Here is a 22,097-nt window from a genome sequence, read left to right as displayed (position 1 = left end):
GTCGCCAAACGATCATGCTTTTCCGACTGCTCCGCTTCGTTCTGGTCCTGGCGATCGTTGCCTCGGCGCCGCTTTCGCTTGATGCGGCGGCGCAGGGGCTTGACCATGCTGCGTCCGGGGTGGTCGCCGACCAGCAGAAAATCCTGCAGGATCTGACGACGAGGACCGACAATCTCGAAAAGAAAATCCAGGAGGACGGTGCCGACGACGCCAGCCTTGTCGATATCCGCCTGCAGCTCGAGGAAATGTCGCGAGGTGCGCTGAACAGCGCGCTTGCCTTCCGCCCGCGACTTTCGGAGATCAACGCAAGGCTCGATCAGCTCGGGGTGCCGCCGGCCGCGGGCCAGCCGCCCGAACCCGACATCGTGACCAGCGAACGCCAGGCGCTGGCGTCCCAAAAGGCCGAGATCAATGCTGTTATCGCCACGGCGCAAAACCTGTCGATCCGCATCAGCGGCCTCATCGACAAGATCGCCAATATGCGCAGCGAGCTGTTTCGCAATCTGCTCACTAAGCGCTACGTGCTGTCCGACGCTCTGAGCCCTGAGGTCATTTCCGATGCCAACGGTGAATTTAGCGGCTTCTACAAGGCGGTGTCGTCCTGGCTGACCTTCGCCTTCAAGTTCAAGTTCCAGGCCGTGCTGGCCGCGACCTTGACGGCGCTCTCCCTGGCGGCGGTGCTTTTTGTCGGTGGGCGGCGTCTGTTCGGACGTGTCTTCGAAGCAGACCCTTCCGTCGAGGATCCGTCCTATCTCAGCCGGCTGTCGGTGGCGTTCTGGTCGACATTGCTGCCGACGCTGGCGGTCGGCGTCTTTCTCGTCTCGACCGTGTTCTTTTTCAACTACTATAACGTGTTGCGCGGCGACATTGGCGTTTTCCTGAATGCGCTGGTCGCCGTCATCGCGGTGGTGTTCTGCGTCAACCGGCTGACCAATGCGGCGCTGGAGCCGCGGCTGCCGAACTGGCGGCTCATACCCGTTGAAACGGGTCCGGCACGCTGGCTGGTGCGGCTGACGACCGCCATGGCGGTGGTAATCGGCGTCAACAATTTCCTGTCGGTCGTCAACGACAAGATGGGCTCGCCGCTGTCGCTGACCATCGCCAGAAGTTTTGTCGCCACCATCATCGTCGGCGTCATCCTGATCCTGATGGGGCTGCTGAAACCGTTCAAGGCACCCGACGGAAGCTGGCGCCCCTGGCCGGTGTGGCTGCGCTACACGGCTGTCGCGCTCGGCGTTTTCACCATCGCCACGGCGCTGCTCGGCTATATCGGCCTCGCCATCTTCGTCTCGCTGCAAGTCGTGGTCACCGGAACCATTCTGGTCACCGCCTATATCGGCTTTCTGTCGGCGCGGGCGATCAGCGAGGAAGGCGGCTTTGCCAACACGTCGATCGGGCGCTGGCTATCGACCAATTCCAGCTATGAGGAGTCCGCGCTCGACCAGCTCGGCCTGGTCGTCAGCGTCGCCATAAACCTGATGATCGTGCTGGTGTTCCTGCCGCTGATCCTGTTGACGTGGGGCTTCCAGCCCGGCGACATCCAGGCCTGGGGCTATAAGCTGGCGACGGGCCTCACCATCGGCTCGGTGACGATCTCGGTGACCGGCATCCTGACCGGCATCATTGTCTTCATTATCGGCTATTTCCTGACGCGCTGGTTCCAGGGCTGGCTCGACGGTTCGGTGATGGCGCGCGGCAAAGTCGACACCGGCGTGCGAAACTCAATCCGGCTGGCGGTCGGCTATGCCGGCGTGGCGCTCGCAGCACTCGTCGGCGTCTCGGCGGCGGGCATCGATCTCTCCAATCTGGCGCTTGTCGCCGGCGCCCTGTCCCTCGGTATCGGCTTTGGCCTGCAGAATGTCGTCTCCAACTTCGTCTCCGGTCTGATCCTTTTGGCCGAGCGGCCGTTCAAGGTCGGCGACTGGATCGTCGCCGGTGACATCAGCGGTACGGTCAAGAAGATCAGTGTGCGCGCTACCGAGATCGAGACGTTCCAGCGGCAGTCGGTGATCCTGCCCAATTCAAACCTGATCAACAATGCCGTCGGCAACTGGACGCACCGCAACAAGCTCGGTCGCATCGACATCAAGGTCGGCGTCGCCTACGGCAGCGACGTCAAGCAGGTCCATGCTGTCCTTTTGGAGATTGCGCGCGGCCATCCGCTGGTGCTGAAGAATCCCGAACCCTTCGTGCTGTTCACCAATTTCGGGCCGGCCGCTCTCGAATTCGAAATCCGTGTGTTCCTGGCCGACGTCATGAATGGCAACATCGTACAGAACGACATCCGGTTTGCCGTCCTCGATGAGTTCGCGGATCAGCATATCGAAATTCCGTCGGCGCCGCGCGCCGTCGTCGAGACCAAAAAGCATGACGCATGGCCGATCGACGATGACCAGATCGAGGCTGAATTCGCCGAGAAGGAGCGCGCGGCGGCCGAAGCCGCGGCCGAGACGAAACGCCTGGCCAGATCCGGGCGCAAGACGCGCAAGCCGGATCCCGATTAGGGTAATATTGATATTCAGGTATCACCGGCTTTCGACACAGCGAAAGCAATTGCGGCATGAATGCGGCATTCAGTTGCCGTTCAGCTTGCATCTCATATAAGCTCACATGCAAAGGGCGAGAATGCCTTGCGAAATGCAAACAGAGGCGGTGGAAACACCGATATTGCAAATGTGGAAGTCTCTCGTCGCCGCCATCGCATTTCTTGCCGTGGGCGGTTCAGCCTTCGGCGCCAGCGCGACCAACAAGGACGCCGAGACCCGCACACTCGTCGTGACCGAAGGCGGTGGCAAGACGGAGCTGGCGCTAGCCGCCGGCGAAACCGCGGAATTCTGCCCGACCGGCTGTTTCGTTACCATGCCGAATGGCGACCTCGAGGCGCTGACCGGTTCGGAAACGATCGAAATCTCGGGCGGCGTCGCCCGTATCAAGTAGCCGCGTCAAAAAACGTTGACGATTTTTCGAAGGCCGGGCAATGCCCGGCCTTTTATCGTTTCGGGTCAGCGAAACTTAACGATGAAGGGCGAAATACCGTCACGCAAGCCAGGCCAGGCTGGGCGTTTTAACATTCGCTGCGCTGTTCCCCGTTATATCGGGCCGAAGACGCCGAAGCACGGCGCGGATTTTGGAATGGCGCATGATCCTTTCCGAGAAATCGGTTTTCGGGATCATGGGCTTTTAGGCAGGGCAACGGAAAATGGACGCGCGGTCGGACAGGAACGCAATTCCGCTTGCCGTCGATCTCGACGGCACGCTGATCGCGACGGACCTGTTGTGGGAAGGGCTGTTCATCCTTCTCAAGAAGAATCCGCTCTATATTTTCCTCGTGCCGTTCTGGCTCGCCGGCGGGCCGGCGCGGTTGAAGCAGGCCATCGCTCAACGCATCGACATCGATCCTGCGTCGCTGCCTTACCGCGAGGCGCTGCTTCAGCGCCTTCGCATTGAACATGGCGAGGGCCGCCAGATTGTGCTGGCGACCGGTACGCCGCGCAAATCGGCCGAGGCGATCGCCGCACATCTCGGGATATTCGATCGCGTCCTGGCGACCGACGGCCCCCACAACATGACCTCAGGCAGAAAGCGCGCCTCGCTTGTCGCCGCCTATGGCGATGGCGGCTTCGACTATGCCGGCAATAGCCGGCACGACCTTAGGGTATTCGACGCCGCGCGCGCGGCAATCGTCGTCGCGCCCGACCGCCATGCTGCGCGATGGCAGGCCGCCCACGGTGCCGAAATGATGCCGGCGCCGAAGCCGACGTTCAGAACCATCGTCAAGATGCTGCGCGTTCATCAGTGGCTAAAGAACTCGCTGATCGCGGTGCCGATGGTACTGTCGCACGAATACTTCAACGCCGACATGGTCTGGGAATGCCTGCTGGCATTCGTATCGTTCAGCGCAGTCGCTTCCGCCATCTACATCCTCAACGATTTCTTTGATCTCGCGCTCGATCGCAAACACCTGACCAAGCGCAACCGGCCATTCGCCAGCGGCGCGCTGTCGATCCCGTTCGGCCTCGGTTCGATGATGGTTTTGCTTGCAATAGGTGTTGGTGCAGGGCTTCTGCTGCCGATCGAATTCCTCGGCGTGCTCGGCGGCTACATAGTCATCACCACCGCCTATTCGCTGTCGTTCAAGCGCATGCTCCTGATCGACGTGCTGACGTTGGCCGGACTCTACACGATCCGCGTTCTGGCGGGCGCCGCGGCGACCGGCGTCGACGTCTCGTTCTGGCTGCTGGCCTTCTCGATCTTTTTTTTCCTGTCGCTGGCGCTGGTGAAGCGTTTTGTCGAGCTGCGCACGACCGCGATTCCGGCCGGCGAACGCATTGCCGGCCGCGGCTACCGCACCGAAGACCAGGAGATCGTCGCCCAGGCGGGCATGGCCTCGGCCTTTTCCTCGGCGCTGGTGCTGGCACTCTATATGGACAGTGTTGCGGTGCGCGAACTCTATCCTCACCCGTGGCTGGTCTGGCCCCTGGCGCCGATCGTCCTGTACCTAACCATCCGCGTCTGGATTCTCGCCCGCCGCGACGAGATGCATGACGATCCGGTCGTCTTCATCATCCGCGACTGGCGCAGCCAGATCGTCGTGCTCATCGGCGCCGTGTTCCTGGTCGCCGGAGGCTGGTAGGCGTGGCGAAGCAGCGGTTCCAGAGCTTCGGTCTTGCCACGCCGCCGGCACTCGATGTGACCCCGGCGGACGACGCTGTTGCGCTGCTGAAGAGCGGCAAGGCGGCAAGAAATGCCTTGCTCGCCTACGGCAACGGCCGCTCCTACGGCGATTCCTGCCAGAACCAGGCCGGCATGGTCGTCGACATGCGGCCGCTCAACAGGATCCGCGCCTTCAATGCCGAGACAGGCGTGATCGAGGCCGAGGCCGGCGTGCTTCTGTCCGACATCATCGCCCATGCAGCGCCATACGGCTTCTTTCCGGCCGTCGTTCCAGGCACGCAGGTCGTCACGCTCGGCGGCGCCATCGCCAATGACGTTCACGGCAAGAACCATCACCGGCGCGGCACCTTCGGCTGCCACGTCGAATCGTTCACGCTGCTAAAATCGGATGGACGGCCCCATTACTGCTCGGCCACCGACAATGCACGCCTGTTTGCGGCGACGATCGGCGGCATGGGGCTGACCGGACTGATCCTGTCCGCATCGATCCGGCTGATGCGGGTGCCATCCCTCGATATCGTCGAGACAGCGACGCCGTTCCGCGACCTCGGCGAATTCTTCGAGCTTGCCGAAGCGGCCGACCAAGCCAACGAATACGTCGTCGCATGGATCGACCAGCTTGCCGGCGGCCACGGCCGTGGGCGCGGGCTGCTGTTTACCGGCAATCACGCCGAGCATGGCTCCCATGTGGCCTCTCGTGCCGGCGGCAACCTTTCGGTGCCGTTCCAGCCGCCGTTCAACGTGCTCAACCGGCCGTTCCTGACTGCCTTCAATGCCGCCTACCGGTGGAAGAAAGGCAGGTCTACCGCGCCGCGCCAGGTAGGCTACCAGGGTTTTTTCTTTCCGCTCGACGGCGTTGGCAACTGGAACCGGCTCTACGGACCGAACGGGCTTTTCCAGCACCAGAGCGTGGTGCCGGAAGACGTCGCGCGCCGAGCGGTGCCGGCGCTGCTTGCGGCGGCAAAACGGGCGGGGCAGGGCTCGTTCCTGACGGTCCTGAAGCGCTTCGGCTCGATCCGCTCGCCGGCACTGCTGTCGTTCCCGCGACCGGGTTTCACGCTGACGCTGGATTTTTCCAACCGTGGCCGGGGGACGCTGGCGCTGCTGAAGGAGCTCGACCACATCACGGTCGAGGCCGGTGGCGCGGTCAATCCCTACAAGGACGCCCGCATGGGCGCCGACACTTTCGCCGCATCCTTTCCGGAATGGCAATGCCTCGAAGCGATCCGCGATCCCGCCTTCATGTCGAGTTTCTGGGCGCGAACGGCGAAAAAACTCGAGGCTCGGCGCGAAACCGCTGAAGCCGCAGAATAGATAAAATTACAACGGTTCGTGATTAACGGTCTATAAGACCAAGATTTGCTTAAAACGTTTTGTGCTTCATGAAGCGTTTGCAGGTTTGTAATAGAACGGCTGAAGGGCTGGCGGAAGAAACATGAAATACATCGTCTTCATTCTGTTCACGGTCATGACCAACGCCGCTGCGCAGCTCATGCTGAAGCAGGGCATGATGTCACTCGGTACGATCTCCTTCGAGGGCACCAATCCGTTGCTGAAGCTGTTGCAGATTGTCTTCAGCCCGTGGGTTTTCTTCGGCCTGTGCACCTTCGTCATCTCGATGGCTTCGCACCTCTATGTGCTGTCCAAGGTCGAGCTCAGCTTCGCCTATCCGTTCCTCAGCCTCGCCTATGTCGCCGTTGCTATCTTCGCCTATTTCATCTTCCGCGAAGACCTCAATGCCTGGCGCATTGCCGGCATCGCCTTCATCTGCGTCGGCACGGTGCTGATCGCCCAAAGTGGCCGAGACTTGGGCGATCGAGAGCACGAGGACGAGACGGCTGGCCTTTCCCCCGACAAGATTCACACCAGCGGGATTGTTCGATGAGACATGTGATCTTTGGCGGCGACGGTTTCGTCGGCCGCCACCTTGCCCCGAAACTTCTGGCCGACGGCGAGGAGGTGGTCGTCGCCGACATCGCCAAGAGCGACCTGCCGCATTACCGTTCGGTCCGATATGTCAGGTGCGACGTCACCGATCCGGCCTCGGTCGCTTCGGTCGGGCTGAAGGCCGACGACATGGTCTATAATCTTTCGGCGAAAATGCTGTCGCCGATCCAGGTGCGCGCCAAGCGCCACCAGTTCTTCTTCCCGGTGAACTTCCACGGCACCGAGCACATCATAAAGGCGATGGACAGAGCCGGCGCGCCCAAGCTCGTCCATTACACGACCGACATGATCTACGGCCATACGATCACGCAGCCGATGACCGAGGAACATCCGGTCGCGCCGCTCGGCGAATATGGCTGGTCGAAGCAGAAGACCGAGGAGCTGGCCGCCGAATGGCGCAAGCGCGGCATGTCGATCTCGCTGTTTCGGCCGCGCCTGATCATCGGTCCCGGCCGCCTCGGCATCCTCGAAAAACTGTTCAAGCTGATCGATTGGAATCTTCCGGTGCCTATGATCGGCTCGGGCAAGAACCCGTATCAGTTCATCTCGGTGTTCGACTGCGCCGAGGCAGCGCGCGCCGCCTGGAGAGCCGGCGTGCCTGATGAAGCCTATAATCTCGGTTCGCTCAACCCGCCGCCGGTCAGGAAACTGCTCGGCGATCTGATCAGGCATGCCGGGTCGAAGTCGATCCTGATCCCGACACCGGGCTGGGCAGTCAAGCGCACGCTCGACCTGCTCGATCTCTTGAACATGCCGATCATGGATCCGGAGCAGTATCTGATCGCCGACGAGGACTGCGTGCTCGACGTGTCCAAGGCCGAACGCCAACTCGGCTGGGTGCCGCAATATCGCGACGAGGACATGCTGATCGCCGCCTATAGCGAATACCGCGCCAAGAAAGACGGCCATGCCGTCGCCGCCAGACATGTGCCCGCCGAGTGATGGGCCAGCAGGAGACCCTTGAGATGACCGTCATGACGAAGCCAGACCACACGACTGCGCGCGCCACGGTCAGCGCGCCGGCGCTTTTGCCCGCCATCACCGCCAAGCCCGATTTGATCAGCGTCGAGCAGGCCAAGGCGATGGACGTCGCGCGCATGACCGACCTGTTCAAGGCGCATCTCAATCCCGGCCAGCTGCATTTCATGAAGCTGCTCGGCTTCCACAAGATCAAGATCGAGCGCGCCGAAGGCATGTTCTACATCGATCAGAACGGCCGCAGGATCCTGGATTTCTTCGGCGGCTTCGGCTCGCTGGCCTTCGGCCACAACCATCCGCGCCTTCTCGAAGCGCGCAAGAAATTCCAGGAGGAGAAGCGGCAGGAGATCGCCATCGCCTTCATGTCGCAATATGCGGCCGCCCTGGCGCACAATCTCGCCAAATGCTCGCCCGGCGATCTCGACATGGTGTTTCTGGGCTCGTCCGGCTCGGAAGCCATGGAGGCGGCCGTGAAGCTCGCCGAGCGCGCCGCCGGCCCGAAGCGGCCAAAGGTCGTCTATGCCGAGAATTCCTTCCACGGCAAGACCAAGGGCGTGCTGGCGATCACCGACGGCTCGCTTTACCGCGCCGACTTCAAGGTGGCCGACAATGTCGTGCGCATCCCTTTCGCCGACATCGAAGCGGTCGAGCGCACCTTCCGCTCGGACCCGGAGATCGGCGTCATCGTGCTGGAAACCATCCAGGGTGGTGGCGGCATCATCCAGGCGCCTGCCGAATACTGGCAGAAGCTGCGTGCGCTATGCGACCAGTACGGTGTGCTGTGGGTCGCCGATGAAGTGCAGTGCGGCTATGGCCGCTCCGGCCGTTTCTATGCCTTCGAGCATTACGGCGTCGTTCCTGATGTGACGGCGCTGGCAAAATCGCTCGGCGGCGGCAAGGCGGCGGTCGGCGCGATGATTGCCAGGCGCGAGGTCTACATGAAGGCCTATGGCACGCCGAAGACGGCGATGATCCACGCCATGGCTACCTTCGGCGGCATGGGTGAGGCCTGCGTCACCTCGATCGAGGCACTTAACGTGCTTTACGACGAGGGGCTCATCGACAACGCCGCTGTGACCGGCGACTACCTGCTGCAACGCCTTCAGGCGTTGAGGGAAAAATACCCGAAGATCATCAAGGAGGTCCGCGGCAAGGGCCTGATGGTCGGGCTGGAATTCCACGATTTTTCGCAGACCCTGCCGATGGTGCTGCGGCCGGTGGTCAGCGTGCTCGACGAGAAGCTGAAGGGATCCTTGTCCGGCTTGGTCGGAGCGCTGTTGCTGCGCGACTACGACGTGCTCGTCGCCTTCACCGAATACAACCGCAATGTCATCCGTCTCGAACCGCCGTTGATCTGCCAACGCGAACATGTCGACCGCTTTGTCGAGGCGCTCGACAGCCTGTTGTCGCGCGGCATCGTGTCGATCGTGAAGGATTTCGTCAAAAGCCAGGTCCGCTAGCCAGGTCCGCCGAGCGAAACCATGCTGACCAAATCTCCCGTTTCGACAAACCTGCTCGACCGGGTCACCGAGGCCGGTCTGGCATGGGGCGAGGGCACCTATGCGCGTCTTGCCGCACCGGTCGGGGCGGCGGCCTTCGCGCTTTACATCGTGTTGATCGCCGTGACGACATGGTTCATCCCCGACGCCAATTGGGACATGCTGCCCTACCTCGCGATCGCCGAGGAGGGCAGCTATCCCGATGTGCAGGCGCTGCACGACTATGCTTATGGCACGGTTAGGGACGGCGTCTCGGCGGGCGAGTACAAGACACTGACGGACGACAGCGGCGGCTTCCGCAGTCATATGGCCGGGAATGCCGCCGATTTCCATTCGCTGCTCGGCATGTACCGGGTCAAGTTCCTCTACGCCGAGATCCTTTCGACGATGAGTTCTGTGATGTCGCCGGTCGAGGCGATGCGTGTGATCTCAGTATTGTCGGTGCAGCTGTTCGGTGCGATCGCGCTGCTCTGGCTGCGGTCCGAAGGCGCGCTGGCGCTGGCGCCGGTCGCCGGCGCGGTGCTGATCATGGCCGAATTCGGCGACGCGGCGCGGGCAAATACACCTGATCTGCTATGCTCCGCCCTGTTCCTCGGCGGGCTTTTTGCGTATGTGCGCGGTCGCGAAGTGGCCACCGCGATCCTGCTCTTTCTCGCCTTCATGGCGCGGCCCGACAACATCGTCTTTCTTGCCATCTTCGCCGTGTTGCTGGTCGCCTTCCGACAGAAGGCGTGGGGCGCGCTGGCCGGCTTTGCCGCCTCGCTGGTCGCCTATTTCGCCATCTCGCATTGGGCGCAGCATCCCGGCTGGTGGCCGCATCTGTGGTTCTCCAGCATCGAGCAGCACTACAATATGAATGGTTTCGATCCGCCGTTCTCGGCTGTCGCCTATCTCCGGGCCTTTGCCGCCTCGCTGGTCCGCGCCGTCAGCCTGAACAGCTGGGTCGGCGTCTCAGTTCTGGCGCTGGCGGGGTGGTATGCCTTAAGTCGCGCCGGCTTCAAGCTCGACCGCCGTGCCGGTATCCTGTTTGCGGCGCTGGTGCTCGGCGCGCTGGCCAAGTTCACCGTCTTCCCGATCCACGACACCCGCATCTACTTTCCCTATCTGATCCCGCCGTTCCTGCTGCTCGCCGGCCCCTTCATGGCGCTGTGGGCGAGCATCGAAGGGCGTCGCGCCCCAGTGTTGCACGTCGTTTCGGGAGATGAACCATGAGGTCCGTCTCCAGCCTGGCGCGCATCATTTTCCCTTGAAGCAGCTGATCTCAACTGCAGTGCCCCCGCGTCTTTTTGGGCGCGCAAAGGACGCTGTGGAATTTTTCCGCGCATGATCCAGGCGAAAATCGATTCCGATTTTCGGGGGCATGCGCCGGGGTCGCGCCGCACCTGTGGCGTGTCGCAAACAGGCGGTAGCGCGATGGCCGTCGTCTGCATATTGTGCGCCGGTCAGCGGGCGCCGGCGTCCGCAACAGCACTTTTGGAGTCGCGGGCATGGCAGGGTTTCCGGAAAAGGCGAAGGTCGTCATCGTCGGGCTGGGCGGCATTGTTGGCGCATCGGTCGCCCATCACCTGATCGAGCGCGGATGGGACGACATCGTCGGCATCGACAAATCAGGCATCCCGACCGACATCGGCTCGACGGCGCACGCCTCCGACTTCTGCTACACGACCAGCCATGACTTCCTGTCCTGCTGGACGACGCTCTATTCCATCGATTTCTACGAGAAGATGGGCCATTACGCCCGCATCGGCGGCCTTGAGGTCGCTCGCGTCGGCGACGACGATCGCATGGAGGAGATCAAGCGCAAGATCGCCTCGGCAAAGGCCTTCGGCACGCGTGCCCGCCTGATCGATCCGGCCGAGATCAAGCAGAAATTCCCGCTGATCGAAGAAGGGAAGGTGCAGGGCGGCCTGTGGGATCCGGATGCCGGTCTCGTCATCCCGCGCTCGCAAACGGTCGCCGGCAAGCTGGTCGATCAGGCGGAAGCCTCCGGCAAGCTCAAATCCTTCGCTAACACGCCGGCCAAGTCGCTCGTAGTCGAGAACGGGCGTATCAAGGGCGTGGTGACCGACCGTGGCACAATCGAGGCCGACTACGTGATTGTGTGCGCGGGTATCTGGGGCCGGTTGATCGCGGAAATGGTGGGCGAGGACCTGCCGGTGATGCCGATCGACCATCCGCTTACCTTCTTCGGGCCCTACACCGAATTCGCCGGCACCGGCAAGGAGATCGGCTGGCCGCTGCTGCGCGACCAGGGCAACTCGGCCTATATGCGCGACACCGGCGACCCCAAGACCGCCGAAGGTGGGCAGATCGAATGGGGCTATTACGAGGAGACCAATCCGCGCCTTTGCCATCCGCGCGACCTTCTGGAGAAACACCAGGCCCGTCTTTCGCCCTCGCAACGCGACCTCGACATGGAACAGATCCTGGCACCGCTCGAGCGCGCCATGGAACTGACGCCGATCCTGGGCGAACTGGGTTATAATGAGAGCCATTCCTTCAACGGGCTTCTGCAGGTGACGTCGGACGGTGGCCCCTCTATGGGCGAGAGCCAGAAGGTGCGGGGCCTCTGGTATGCCGTCGCAATATGGGTCAAGGACGGCCCCGGCATGGGTAAGCTTATCGCCGACTGGATGACGGACGGCCGGACGTCGATCGACCACCACGCCATCGACTATTCGCGCTTCTATCCGCACCAGACGCAAGAGCAGTTCATCTGGGACCGCTGCACCGAAACGGCGATGAAGGTCTACAATCCCGCCGTCCATCCGCGCGAGCCCTTCTCCAAGGCTCGCAACGTGCGCCGCTCGCCCTTCTGGAAGCGCGAGAAGGAACTCGGCGGCTATTTCATGGAGCTCGGCGGCTGGGAGCGCGCCCATGGCTATGCCGCCAACGAGCACCTGCTCGAGAAATACGGCAACCGGGTGCCGGTGCGCGAAAACGAGTGGGACAACCGCCATTTCTGGCGCGTCTCCAATGCCGAGCATCTCGCCATGAGCGAGGATTGCGGCATCGTAAATCTATCGCATTTCGCGATGTACGACGTGGAAGGGCCGGATCATGTCGCGCTGATGGAATGGCTGTGCGCGGCCAAGATCGGCGGCGACGGCAATATCGGCAAAGGCATCTACACGCATTTCCTCGACGATGAAGGCATGGTGCGCGCCGACCTGACCGTCATCCGCATGGCCGACCGGTGCCGCGTCATCGACGGTGCCGATGCCGGCCCGCGGGACTTCCACTACATGCAGCGGACGGCAGAAGACAAAGGGTTCGACGTCACCATCACCGATGTGACCGAGAACTACGTGACCGTCGGCATCTGGGGTCCGAACGCGCGCTCAACCTTGCAGAAGGTCGTCGAGGACCCGGACGGGCTGACGCCGGAGAACTTTGCCTTTGGAGCGATCAAGCCCGTCAAGATCGGCGGCAAGGACGTGACCGCTTTCCGCATCTCCTATGTCGGTGAGCAGGGCTGGGAACTGCACATGCGATATGAAGACGGGCTGGCCGTATGGGACGCGTTGCGTTCGACCGGCGTGATGGCTTTTGGCGTCGAGACCTATGCCAACAGCCGCCGCATGGAGAAGAGCCTGCGCCTGCAGAACGCGGATCTTTTGACCGAGTACAATCTGCTGGAGGCCGATCTTGCCCGTCCGAAGGTCAAGGAGGCTGATTTCAGCGGCAAGGCAAAGCATCTGGAGTATCGCGCCCGCGCGCATCAGCCGGCCATGCTTTGCACGCTTGTCATGACGGACAATGTCGATTCCAGGGGCGTAGCCCGTTATCCGGTCGGCACGATGCCGGTGATGGACCCGCAAACGGGTGAGACGCTGGTCGACGAACTCGGCCGCCGGTCGTTCACGACCTCGATCGCCTATGGCCCGACCATCGGCAAGAACATCGCGCTCGCCTATCTGCCCTGGGCGTATTGCCAGGAAGGCCGCAAGCTGAACGTCGAATATTTCGGCGAGACATACCCGGTTGAAGTGGCCGCCGTCGGCTACAGGCCGCTCTACGACCCGGAGAACCTCAATCCACGCAGCTGAGCCTCCCACAATAGATGGTGAGGGGCGGACTCGCAAAAATGTGAACGCAAAGCCTTAAAGCGCGTCGCGTCTGAGGGGGGTCATGCGACGCGCTTTAAGTTATTGTTTATATGCATGTCATTACCCCAAACCGCTGCACACTTTTGGCGACATGCATTAGCCCGGCGCTGGGCTTTTCGCTTTGTGGCGCGACGATTATCGCTTACCTTGCTGCAATGTCTGCTTTTCCCCACGCAAGACATCTCCTTTCAGGCGCCGCTGCACTGGCGCTGATGCTGGGGCTGGCGCCGGAATCCCGCGCCGCCGAACCCGTCGATATCGAACTGGTGCTGGCGGTTGACGTTTCGCTGTCGATGTCACCGGCGGAGCTCGAAATCCAGCGTCGCGGTTATGTCGCGGCGCTGACGCACGACACGGTACTGCAGGCGATAGCCGATGGCGCCTATGGCAAGATTGCCGTCACCTATGTCGAATGGGCCGGCACGACCTGGCAGCACGTCATCGTGCCGTGGACGGTGATCGCAAATCGTGCCGACGCCGAGCGGGTGGTCGAACAGCTCGCCGCCCATGCGCCCAACAGCGCACGGCGCACCTCGATTTCCGGTGCCTTGCAATTCGGCAGCGATCTCTTCGCCGAAAGCGGCTTTCAGGGCGTCAAGCGCGTCATCGACATTTCAGGCGATGGCCCCAACAATCAAGGTGCTCCCGTCGACATCATCCGTGACGAGCTGGTCAAGCAAGGCATCACCATCAACGGCCTGCCGCTGATGACTCGGAGCGGCTTCACCAGTGTCTACGACGTCAACTATCTCGACCGCTACTACACCGACTGCGTCATCGGTGGGCCCGGCGCGTTCATGATCCCGGTCAATGAGTGGACGCAGTTTCCCGAAGCGATCCGCCGCAAGCTGGTGCTCGAGCTTGCTGGGCCTGCCTCACCGCAATGGGCGGCGGACAAAGCGGCGCATCCGCCGGTGGTACTGGCGCAAGACAAGCCGGCCACCGACTGTCAGGTCGGCGAGAAAATGTGGCGCGACCGAAGCTGGATGTTCGACAGCCGCTAGAGCATCGGACGTTCCAGACTTGGCGAGCACTCCTCTCCGGGAGGCAATGGCGTCTACACCATCCAGGTGTTGCCTTTTTTACGCGACCAGCAACTGCTTGCGATCGACGCGCTCCTGCTGCGGCGAGCGCGCATAGAGCTCGCGGTAGCATTTGGAGAAATGCGAGGCGGAGACGAACCCGCAAGCGACCGCCACTTCGACCACCGGCATCGATGATTGGATCAGCAAGTGCCGGGCCCGGTCGAGGCGGATTTCCAGATAGTAGCGGGCAGGGGATCGTCCCATTTCGGTGCGGAACAGGCGCTCGATCTGGCGGCGCGACAAGTCGACATGATCGGCAATCTCGATCAGCGACAGCGGCTCGGACAGGTTTGCTTCCATCAATTCGATGATGGTCAGCACTTTGGAATTCTGCACGCCAAGGCGCGCACGCAGCGGCAGGCGCTGGCGATCGGTCGGGCTGCGTACGCGGTCGGTCAAAACCTGCTCGCAGACCCGGTTGACGAGGTTGTCGTCGAAATCGTCGCCGATCAGCTTCAGCATCATGTCGAGCGCCGCGGTGCCGCCGGCGCAGGTGTAGATGTTCTGGTCAATCTCGAAGAGGTCGGCAAAGACATTGGCCTTCGGGAACGCCTCGGAAAAACCCGGCAGGTTCTCCCAATGAATGGCGCAGCGCTTGTTGGACAACAGGCCGGCGGCGGCCAGTATATGTGCGCCAGTACACAAGCCGCCGATGGCGACGCCGCGGTTGTATTCCTCGCGCAGCCAGGCGAAGGCCGATCTGTTCTGGTAGCGCTCGACATTGATGCCGCTGCAAACGACCGCCATGTTCGGCCGTTCGGGGCCGGACATCTTCTTGCGTTCGTCCTCCAGCGAGGTGTTGACGGCGCATTCGACGCCGTTTGAGGCGCGCACCGGCTTGCCGTCGATGCTGGCGAGCCGCCAACGATAGGCCTCGTAGCCGAGCATCCGGTTGGCCGAGCGCAACGGATCGAGCGCCGTTGCAAAGGCGATCATGGTGAAATCGGGGACCAGGAAGAATACAAACGACCGCCTGATCGGATGATTTACGACGTTCACAGGGTAACCCTCACGCTGCAATGGCGCGAACAGGATGTCGCGATCAGCATAGCGACATCAGGAAAAACCTTTCCTGTCAATTGGTAGGCGGCGAAAGACAGACTTTATTTGCGACATGGGTCGCAAATGGGCAATCGCTATGCGTTGACGGTCCCAACATGCCGCCGGTTTGAGCAAATATGCGGCATGTGGTCGGCACATAAAAAACACGCCGCCTCGGCAGAACCGAAGCGGCGCTGTGATCAACTTCGAAGCAGCAGCAGATAGCGCCGCTTGCGAGCTTGTCAGATCAGGCGACGAAGCCGAGGCGTGCGGCGGCCACGGCGCCGGTCTGGCCGGGCATGGTGTTGGCAAGGCGCTGGCGCTCGAGCGCGGTCGTCAGGTTCATTTCACGGCGAGAAAAAAGGCGGGCAAAAAGCTTCATCATCTTCTCCATTCGGTTGCTCAGACGGGTCGCCTTCGCTTGATGGAGTGGGGCAGCTCGTTGGCTGGCGCTGATATAGGCTTACGTGGGGGGAAACTAAATCGCAAAAGCGAAGCACTTGATATGAAAAGCGACACGGAATGCGACAACTTTGGGCATTCCGCCCAATATTTATGATCACTTACAAGGCCTTAGTTCGAAATGTGAGCTGCTATGCAGCTCGTTCATATGCGCCATGCAGCGGCGACATGGCTTCAAAAACATTTGACTGCAAACAAAAAGGCCTGCCGGGCATGATCTGCGCGACAGGCCGTCAGCTTTGAATACACACGATCTATTTTGCTCCGCCAGCCCAGGATCCAACGCCATAGCGAGTGCCGGTCTTGGTGTCGGCGGCTTCAGGCCAGCCGATATCCTTCTGCAGTTCGATCGGCAGAGAGCGGATGGCGCGTTCAGTCTGGTAGCGGGCGCGAGCCGCGCTGAATTCGGTCGCGATGCGGCCGATCGATGACAGGATGGACATTTTCATTCTCCTTTTGCATTGGGTCGGGAGCTTGCCGATTGCTCGGCATACGAAGCGCTACACCGGTTGTTTCAGCTTCATTTCGTGTCGATTGCAGATCGATGTCGTGGGCGTTCAAGGCCGCTTTCGATACATCTGCCTTGGATGGAGTTGACTATCCCACCAAAGTGATGTTCAATCAAACGAAATGGAATGATAGCTTGCATCAGAAAAATTGAAGGCTGCTTCCCATGAACGCCCCACTCAATCATCCGTTGCCGCTGCTTGATCTCGACGTCTTGCGCACCTTCGTGGCAATCGCCGAGACCGGCAGTTTCACAACCGCGGCCAATGCCGTCTTCCGCACGCCTTCGGCCGTCTCCATGCAGATCAAGAAGCTTGAGGATATTCTCGGCCGCTCCGTGTTTGCGCGCGACGCGCGCTCGGTGACGCTGACCACGGATGGCGAGATGCTGCTCGGCTACGCCCGCCGGCTGTTGTCTATCAACCGCGAGGTGGTGTCGAAATTCATCATCCCCGACATTGTCGGGGTGGTGCGGCTCGGCTCGCCGGACGATTATGGCGAGCGCGTGCTGCCACATGTCTTGAAGCGTTTTGCGCAGTCGCATCCCTCTATCGCAGTCGATGTCACCATCGACCAGAGCAGCAATCTGCGCCGGCGCATGGACGACCGGGCGCTCGACATCACGCTGCTCACCAATTCCTATAAGACCAGCGCGCTCGGCGCCGAAGTGCTGCTCACCGAACCGATCGTCTGGGCCGGTGCCAAGGGCGGCTGCGCGCATCTGCGCGAACCGCTGCCGGTGTCATTGTGGGAAGAGGGCTGTGCCTGGCGGGCCGGGGCGCTCGAAGCGCTCGGCCGCGAAGGCCGCAACTATCGCGTGGCCTATATGAGCGCGCATACGGCCGGTCAGCGCGCTGCAATCATGTCCGACCTCGCGGTAGCGCCGCTGCCGAAATCGTTCCTCGGCAGCGACATGGTCGAGCTTTGCCCGAAGGACGGCATGCCCGATATTGGCACCTACAATCTGGCCATGGTCGTGGCGCCGGACGCCAGCGCGCCGGTGAAGGCGGTCGCCGACCACATCCGTGCGACTTTCGAAGTGTTCAGGGAAACCGGGAAATTTTGATTCAGGACCTCAACGGCGTAGCCAGGTTGTGAGCGGTGACGCCGCGATTTGCCTTTTGCAGTGACAATTTGTCGGCTTTGGCGTGATAGCTCTCGGTTTCGCTGGTCAAAAACGCCACGATGCTATCGCGCGCACGCCGCGCCTCGGGCATGTCGATGAGCGGCCATGCATGGAACATGCCTTGCTCGAGAACAACCTCAATTTCGACACCGGCGGCACGGGCCTTTTGCGCGAAGATCAGGTTGTCCGGGGTCAGCATGTCGCGCGAACCGGTCAGAAGCAGCGTTTTCGGCAACACCGAGAGGTCACCGTAAAGCGGGCTGATGCGCCAGTCGCTGGGATTTATGCCGGCACTGTAGAGCCGGACCGCCTCCAGCCCGCCCGGAATTCCCAGCCACGGATCGTAGCGTTCCGCCTCGAACACTTCGGGGTTGGCGAGCGACACGTCGAGGCCGGGCGAGATCAGCACATGGCGTGACGGCAAGGGCAGGGCGTCTTCCGCGGCCATCATGGTCAGCACCACGGCCATGTTGCCGCCGGCGGAATCGCCCATAAAGACGATGTCCTGCGCTTCCGTCTCATCGAGCATCTGCCGGTAGACCTTGCCGACCATGCCGAACATGGAGTGGAAATCGTGTTCGGGAGCAATCGGGTAGATCGGCACGGTGATGCCGAAGCCCAACCGACGGGCCATATCGCCGATCAACCGCCAATGATACGGCGTGATTTCAAAGACGTAGGCGCCGCCATGCAAGTAGAGGATACGCTTCCGTTCGCCAGCCTTTGGCGCGATTTCATAGACGGGAAAGCCGTCCACGCTGCGCGTCGTGATGTCGAAACGTGATCGGAGCAAGGCAGGCGGCTGATGGTTCTCCGTCTTGCGCGCATAGGCGATCCAGCGCTGCAGGTTTTCCGGACTGGAAAAGGCTTTCTTGCGGCTATACCTGAGGACAAAGGAAACGACGTGGCTTTTGAGGCTGGGCATGCGGACACACGGACTTCGGTTGAGCCGACTAAGAGAACCCCCGCTATCGAAGATCGTGCCTTCGCCCAGAATGTCAAGATTTGCGCTGAGACAACACGGCGGTGTGATCTGGCTGGCAATCAAGGCCAGCAGCTAGTCATGGCTCGCTGCAATGCTCAGCGCCGGTGCAGCAGTGCGGCGCGCAACCGAGGGTCGCTTGCCGCCGGAGCCGTATGACGGCTCCGGCGCTTGGCCAGCAGCTTGCATTTGGCGGCGAACGTCATCAGCGCGCCGAACCCAGAAGCAGGGCCGAGAAGGTGACCTGCGGGTCTTCGCGCGGCGACACTGGCCAGCCGATGTCCCTCTGAATTTCGGGCGGTAGGCTGTTCAGGGCCCGGACGGACTTGTTCCTGTTGTGCGCATGCTTGATGGCCGTACCAAAGCGGCCGAGGCTTTCGAACATCGACATCTTCATCTCCCTTGGAGTGCTGCGGCGGCTGGAAGTTATTTCCTGCCTGCCGTTCGATGCCGGTTAAATGCGCCGCGCATGTATCTGGTGGATTTCACGAAAACAGCGCCTTGTTTCAGTTTGGGCTGATCCGGAAACATTTGCATGCAAACGAGAATGAGGGCGAAGTGCTGCTTTCGCCGGCGGGATATTACCCCCGGCCGCGCCGGGCCGCGTGGCCTTCGCGCGAACGCCGCCGCGGGGCGGCGTCGCCGGCAATGCCGTCTTCGCTGACCGTCTTTCGCGGTGGCAGTTTCACCGCCGCCGAAAGTTTCGGGAACGGGTCGACCTTGTTCGGCAGCGCCATGGCGTAGACGAAGTGCTCCTGGAATTTCTGCTCCAGCGCGGTCTCGATCTTCTCGATCCGGCTCACCGTTTCCTCGATCTCGCGGCGATAGCCGCGGTTCAAAAGCGCCATGCGCGCGCCGGCACCGGCGGCATTGCCGACGGCCGAGACCTTGTCGAGATCGCAGTCGGGGATCAGTCCCAGCACCATGGCGTATTTCGGATCGATGAAGGAGCCGAAGGCGCCGGCGAAGTGGATGCGGTCGACATGATCGGTGTGCTGCTTTTCCATCAACAGCTTGGTGCCGGCATAAAGCGCAGCCTTGGCGAGTTGGATGGCGCGCACGTCGGTCTGGGTGATGGTGATCCTGGGCTCGCCCTCCTTCAGCACGTAGGAGAAGGTGCGGCCATTCGCGGTGACCCGCGGCGAGCGGGCGGAGAGCCCGCCATCGACGACGCCGTCCTCGGAGATGATGCCGGCCAGATACATTTCGGCGACCACCTCGATGATGCCGGAGCCGCAGATACCAGTGACGCCGGTTGCCTGGACGCTGTCGAGGAAGCCGGGCTCGTCGGACCACAATTCCGAGCCGATGACGCGGTATTTCGGCTCTAGCGTATCGGGATCGATGCGCACGCGCTCGATGGCGCCGGGCGCGGCGCGCTGGCCGCCGGAGATTTCCGCGCCCTCAAAGGCCGGACCGGTGGGCGAGGAGGCCGCCACGACCCGCTGGCGATTGCCGAGCACGATCTCGGCATTGGTGCCGACATCGACGATCAGCATCATCTCGTCCTGGCGGTGCGGGCCTTCCGACAGCGTCACCGCAGCCGCGTCGGCGCCGACATGGCCGGCGATGCAAGGTAACATGTAGAGCCTGGCACCCTGGTTGAGCTTCAGGCCGATATCCGACGCCTTGATGTGCACGGCGCCCGAGATGGCCAGCGCGAAGGGCGCGCCGCCGAGCTCGGTAGGGTCGATGCCGAGGAACAGATGGTGCATGATCGGATTGCCGACGAAGACGGAATCCAGAATGTCGTTGCGCAGGACGTTGCCTTCCGCACAAACCTTATCGACGAGACCAGAGATCGCCTCGCGCACCGCGACCGTCATGCCTTCGCGACCGTCCGGGTTCATCATCACATAGGAAACGCGGCTCATCAGATCCTCGCCGAAGCGGATCTGCGGGTTCGACGTGCCCGACGAGGCGGCGACGCGGCCCGACAGAAGCGAGACCAGATGCATGGCGATGGTGGTCGAGCCGATATCGCAGGCAAGCCCGTAGGCCTCGTTCTTGAGGCCGGGCCACAAAGAGATGACCCGCGCGGTCTCACTTTCGGCATCCTTGTGGATGGCGGCGGTCGCGGTCCAGTTGCCTTTGCGCAAGATGCCTTGCACCTGCGGCAGCAGATGGACGTCGAAATCGAGGCTCTTGAGTCCCCAGTCCTTCATCAGCGCGATCTTCAGGCGATCGAGATCGCCTAGCGGCTTGTGCATGTCGGGCTCTTCGATCTCGACATAGCACATGTGGATTGCCGAATCGCGGGCGATGACCCTGGTGTCGGCGTCCTTGCGGATGGTCTGCGCGTTGATGACCGTGTCCTGCGGCACGTCGACGACGAGATCGCCGAGGATCTGCGCCGAGCAGGACAGGCGGCGTCGTTCGGGAAGGCCGCGCACGCGTTCGTAGCGCTCCTCCTTGGCACCCTTGGGCGAGATGTGGTCGTTGGAAGAGACGATCTTATGTTTGGCGAAATTGCCTTCCTGCACCTCGACCTGGCAGCGCCCGCAAGTGGCGCGTCCGCCGCACACGCTCTCGACATAGACGCCGAGCTGGCGTGCGGCATCGAGCACCGGCGTGCCGACCGGAAACCGCCCGCGCTTGCCGGACGGCATGAACAGCACGAGCGGATCGGTGATGTTGGCAGGAGAGTTCACGATTGCGCGCTTATCCCCGGGCCATACGGGCTTCACGGCCGCCGCGCCGGCGGCCGCCATTGCCGTTGCCTTCGCCAGGCGCGTTGACCGCCGTCGGAGCTGCGATCGCCTGGCCACCTTCGGCCGGCTTGTAGTCCTTGTAGGTCCTGATCCAGTTGGTGCAGTTCTCGTCGGTGCCGTTCAGCACATTGGCGCCGCGCACCGCTTCCATCTCCTGCGGCCGCACCGGATTCATGATCGCCGAGGTCATGCCGGCGCCGATCACCATCGGGATGAAGGCAGCATTGATGCCGTGGCGGTGCGGTAGGCCGAACGAGATGTTGGAAAGGCCGCAGGTGGTGTTGACCTTGAGCTCTTCGCGCAGGCGGCGCAGGAGGGCAAAGACCTGGCGGCCGGCATCGCCCAGCGCGCCGATCGGCATGACCAGCGGATCGACGACCACATCGTGCGCCGGAATGCCGAAATCGGCGCAGCGCTCGACGATCTTCTTAGCGACCGCGAAGCGCACGTCCGGATCCATCGAAATGCCGGTCTCGTCATTGGAGATGGCGACCACCGGGACGTTGTATTTCTTGACCAGCGGCAGGATGGCCTCGAGCTTTTCCTCCTCGCCGGTGACGGAGTTGACCAGCGGCCGGCCCTTGGCGACCTTGAGCGCCGCCTCGATGGCGGCGGTCACCGAACTGTCGATCGACAGCGGCAGGTCGACCAGGCCCTGCACGATCTCCAGCGTCTGCACCAGCAGCGCTGGTTCGGTTGCGTTGGGATCGACGGCGGTAACGCCGGCATTGACGTCGAGCATGGTCGCGCCGCAGGCGGCCTGTTCCAGCGCGTCCCTGATGACGGTGTCGAAATTGCCCGCGATCATTTCGGCGGCGAGCTTCTTGCGCCCGGTCGGATTGATGCGTTCGCCGATCACGCAGAAGGGCTGGTCGAAGCCGATGATGATTTCTCGTGTCGCCGAGGCGACGATCGTCCGGGTCATGAAGTCTCTCCCTCGTGATATAAAGACTTCTTTATATCGTTTCTGATTTCG

The 22,097-nt window shown here is 62.0% G+C and carries 18 protein-coding genes; 11 read left to right on the top strand and 7 right to left on the bottom strand.

What is annotated here, in order from left to right; genetic code table 11:
* Positions 1–14 precede the first annotated feature (14 nt).
* The 10 genes from ACWTU7_RS18110 (at position 15) to ACWTU7_RS18065 (ending at position 14,211) form a co-directional block, all read left to right on the top strand.
* Positions 15–2,504, top strand: a complete 2,490-nt coding sequence (locus tag ACWTU7_RS18110) for a mechanosensitive ion channel domain-containing protein (protein ID WP_455839410.1) — start codon at positions 15–17, stop codon at positions 2,502–2,504.
* Between the two features lie 169 nt (positions 2,505–2,673).
* Positions 2,674–2,937 (top strand): hypothetical protein, encoded by a 264-nt coding sequence (locus ACWTU7_RS18105; protein ID WP_029351968.1) that lies wholly within the window; start codon positions 2,674–2,676, stop codon positions 2,935–2,937.
* 262 nt (positions 2,938–3,199) lie between these two features.
* Positions 3,200–4,633, top strand: coding sequence for a UbiA family prenyltransferase (locus ACWTU7_RS18100; protein ID WP_455839409.1), 1,434 nt, complete (start codon positions 3,200–3,202; stop codon positions 4,631–4,633).
* 2 nt (positions 4,634–4,635) lie between these two features.
* Complete coding sequence (locus ACWTU7_RS18095) at positions 4,636–5,988, top strand: FAD-binding oxidoreductase (protein WP_455839408.1); 1,353 nt, start codon at positions 4,636–4,638, stop codon at positions 5,986–5,988.
* 121 nt (positions 5,989–6,109) lie between these two features.
* Complete coding sequence (locus ACWTU7_RS18090; RefSeq protein WP_029351963.1) at positions 6,110–6,559, top strand: EamA family transporter; 450 nt, start codon at positions 6,110–6,112, stop codon at positions 6,557–6,559.
* Entirely contained in the window at positions 6,556–7,563 is a 1,008-nt protein-coding gene (locus ACWTU7_RS18085) for an NAD-dependent epimerase/dehydratase family protein (RefSeq protein WP_287091619.1), read from the top strand. The genes ACWTU7_RS18090 and ACWTU7_RS18085 overlap by 4 nt, the downstream gene beginning before the upstream one ends.
* A 23-nt stretch (positions 7,564–7,586) precedes the next feature.
* Positions 7,587–9,059, top strand: coding sequence for an aspartate aminotransferase family protein (locus ACWTU7_RS18080; RefSeq protein WP_455839407.1), 1,473 nt, complete (start codon positions 7,587–7,589; stop codon positions 9,057–9,059).
* 21 nt (positions 9,060–9,080) lie between these two features.
* Positions 9,081–10,310 carry a hypothetical protein gene (locus ACWTU7_RS18075; protein WP_455839406.1) on the top strand — a complete coding sequence of 410 codons (1,230 nt, stop codon included), beginning with the start codon at positions 9,081–9,083 and terminating at the stop codon, positions 10,308–10,310.
* 275 nt (positions 10,311–10,585) lie between these two features.
* Positions 10,586–13,147 carry a GcvT family protein gene (locus ACWTU7_RS18070; protein WP_455839405.1) on the top strand — a complete coding sequence of 854 codons (2,562 nt, stop codon included), beginning with the start codon at positions 10,586–10,588 and terminating at the stop codon, positions 13,145–13,147.
* Between the two features lie 215 nt (positions 13,148–13,362).
* Positions 13,363–14,211 (top strand): DUF1194 domain-containing protein, encoded by an 849-nt coding sequence (locus ACWTU7_RS18065; RefSeq protein WP_455839404.1) that lies wholly within the window; start codon positions 13,363–13,365, stop codon positions 14,209–14,211.
* Positions 14,212–14,289: 78 nt separating this feature from the next.
* On the opposite strand, the gene ACWTU7_RS18060 is transcribed toward ACWTU7_RS18065, so the two are convergent.
* From ACWTU7_RS18060 to ACWTU7_RS18050, 3 genes are all read right to left on the bottom strand, one after another.
* Complete coding sequence (locus tag ACWTU7_RS18060) at positions 14,290–15,291, bottom strand: GlxA family transcriptional regulator (protein ID WP_029351952.1); 1,002 nt, start codon at positions 15,289–15,291, stop codon at positions 14,290–14,292.
* A 289-nt stretch (positions 15,292–15,580) separates the two neighbouring features.
* Positions 15,581–15,727, bottom strand: coding sequence for a hypothetical protein (locus ACWTU7_RS18055; RefSeq protein ID WP_166487820.1), 147 nt, complete (start codon positions 15,725–15,727; stop codon positions 15,581–15,583).
* 322 nt (positions 15,728–16,049) lie between these two features.
* Positions 16,050–16,238: a hypothetical protein gene (locus tag ACWTU7_RS18050; protein ID WP_029351950.1), complete on the bottom strand. Its 189-nt coding sequence runs from the start codon at positions 16,236–16,238 to the stop codon at positions 16,050–16,052.
* 230 nt (positions 16,239–16,468) lie between these two features.
* Between ACWTU7_RS18050 and ACWTU7_RS18045 the strand changes: the two genes are divergently transcribed.
* Positions 16,469–17,368 (top strand): LysR substrate-binding domain-containing protein, encoded by a 900-nt coding sequence (locus ACWTU7_RS18045; RefSeq protein ID WP_029351948.1) that lies wholly within the window; start codon positions 16,469–16,471, stop codon positions 17,366–17,368.
* A 1-nt stretch (position 17,369) separates the two neighbouring features.
* Here the strand turns inward: ACWTU7_RS18045 and ACWTU7_RS18040 are convergent, their stop codons facing one another.
* The 4 genes from ACWTU7_RS18040 to ACWTU7_RS18025 all read right to left on the bottom strand — a co-directional run bounded on the left by ACWTU7_RS18040 (position 17,370) and on the right by ACWTU7_RS18025 (position 22,046).
* Positions 17,370–18,353: an alpha/beta hydrolase fold domain-containing protein gene (locus ACWTU7_RS18040; protein ID WP_455839403.1), complete on the bottom strand. Its 984-nt coding sequence runs from the start codon at positions 18,351–18,353 to the stop codon at positions 17,370–17,372.
* Between the two features lie 262 nt (positions 18,354–18,615).
* Positions 18,616–18,801 (bottom strand): hypothetical protein, encoded by a 186-nt coding sequence (locus ACWTU7_RS18035; protein WP_029351944.1) that lies wholly within the window; start codon positions 18,799–18,801, stop codon positions 18,616–18,618.
* A 190-nt stretch (positions 18,802–18,991) separates the two neighbouring features.
* A complete protein-coding gene (locus ACWTU7_RS18030) occupies positions 18,992–21,121 on the bottom strand; it encodes an ASKHA domain-containing protein (RefSeq protein ID WP_455839402.1) in 2,130 nt (709 codons plus the stop codon).
* Positions 21,072–22,046, bottom strand: a complete 975-nt coding sequence (locus tag ACWTU7_RS18025) for a methyltetrahydrofolate cobalamin methyltransferase (RefSeq protein ID WP_455839401.1) — start codon at positions 22,044–22,046, stop codon at positions 21,072–21,074. Before ACWTU7_RS18025 ends, ACWTU7_RS18030 begins: the two co-directional genes overlap by 50 nt.
* Between the last annotated feature and the right edge of the window lie 51 nt (positions 22,047–22,097).

The sequence above is a fragment of the Mesorhizobium sp. BHscii genome, assembly GCF_053848065.1.
The sequence above is the reverse complement of the archived record's forward strand: the minus strand, read 5'-3'. Positions and strand labels throughout refer to the sequence as shown.

Bases quoted from the DNA above. Each gene is read 5' to 3' on its own strand.
- ACWTU7_RS18100 (WP_455839409.1), top strand. From the start codon at position 3,200: ATGGACGCGCGGTCGGACAGGAACGCAATTCCGCTTGCCGTCGATCTC.
- ACWTU7_RS18110 (WP_455839410.1), top strand. From the start codon at position 15: ATGCTTTTCCGACTGCTCCGCTTCGTTCTGGTCCTGGCGATCGTTGCC.
- ACWTU7_RS18050 (WP_029351950.1), bottom strand. From the start codon at position 16,238: ATGTCCATCCTGTCATCGATCGGCCGCATCGCGACCGAATTCAGCGCG.
- ACWTU7_RS18045 (WP_029351948.1), top strand. From the start codon at position 16,469: ATGAACGCCCCACTCAATCATCCGTTGCCGCTGCTTGATCTCGACGTC.
- ACWTU7_RS18065 (WP_455839404.1), top strand. From the start codon at position 13,363: ATGTCTGCTTTTCCCCACGCAAGACATCTCCTTTCAGGCGCCGCTGCA.
- ACWTU7_RS18080 (WP_455839407.1), top strand. From the start codon at position 7,587: ATGACCGTCATGACGAAGCCAGACCACACGACTGCGCGCGCCACGGTC.
- ACWTU7_RS18035 (WP_029351944.1), bottom strand. From the start codon at position 18,801: ATGTCGATGTTCGAAAGCCTCGGCCGCTTTGGTACGGCCATCAAGCAT.
- ACWTU7_RS18090 (WP_029351963.1), top strand. From the start codon at position 6,110: ATGAAATACATCGTCTTCATTCTGTTCACGGTCATGACCAACGCCGCT.
- ACWTU7_RS18025 (WP_455839401.1), bottom strand. From the start codon at position 22,046: ATGACCCGGACGATCGTCGCCTCGGCGACACGAGAAATCATCATCGGC.
- ACWTU7_RS18055 (WP_166487820.1), bottom strand. From the start codon at position 15,727: ATGGAGAAGATGATGAAGCTTTTTGCCCGCCTTTTTTCTCGCCGTGAA.
- ACWTU7_RS18040 (WP_455839403.1), bottom strand. From the start codon at position 18,353: ATGCCCAGCCTCAAAAGCCACGTCGTTTCCTTTGTCCTCAGGTATAGC.
- ACWTU7_RS18070 (WP_455839405.1), top strand. From the start codon at position 10,586: ATGGCAGGGTTTCCGGAAAAGGCGAAGGTCGTCATCGTCGGGCTGGGC.
- ACWTU7_RS18085 (WP_287091619.1), top strand. From the start codon at position 6,556: ATGAGACATGTGATCTTTGGCGGCGACGGTTTCGTCGGCCGCCACCTT.
- ACWTU7_RS18075 (WP_455839406.1), top strand. From the start codon at position 9,081: ATGCTGACCAAATCTCCCGTTTCGACAAACCTGCTCGACCGGGTCACC.
- ACWTU7_RS18105 (WP_029351968.1), top strand. From the start codon at position 2,674: ATGTGGAAGTCTCTCGTCGCCGCCATCGCATTTCTTGCCGTGGGCGGT.
- ACWTU7_RS18030 (WP_455839402.1), bottom strand. From the start codon at position 21,121: ATGGCGGCCGCCGGCGCGGCGGCCGTGAAGCCCGTATGGCCCGGGGAT.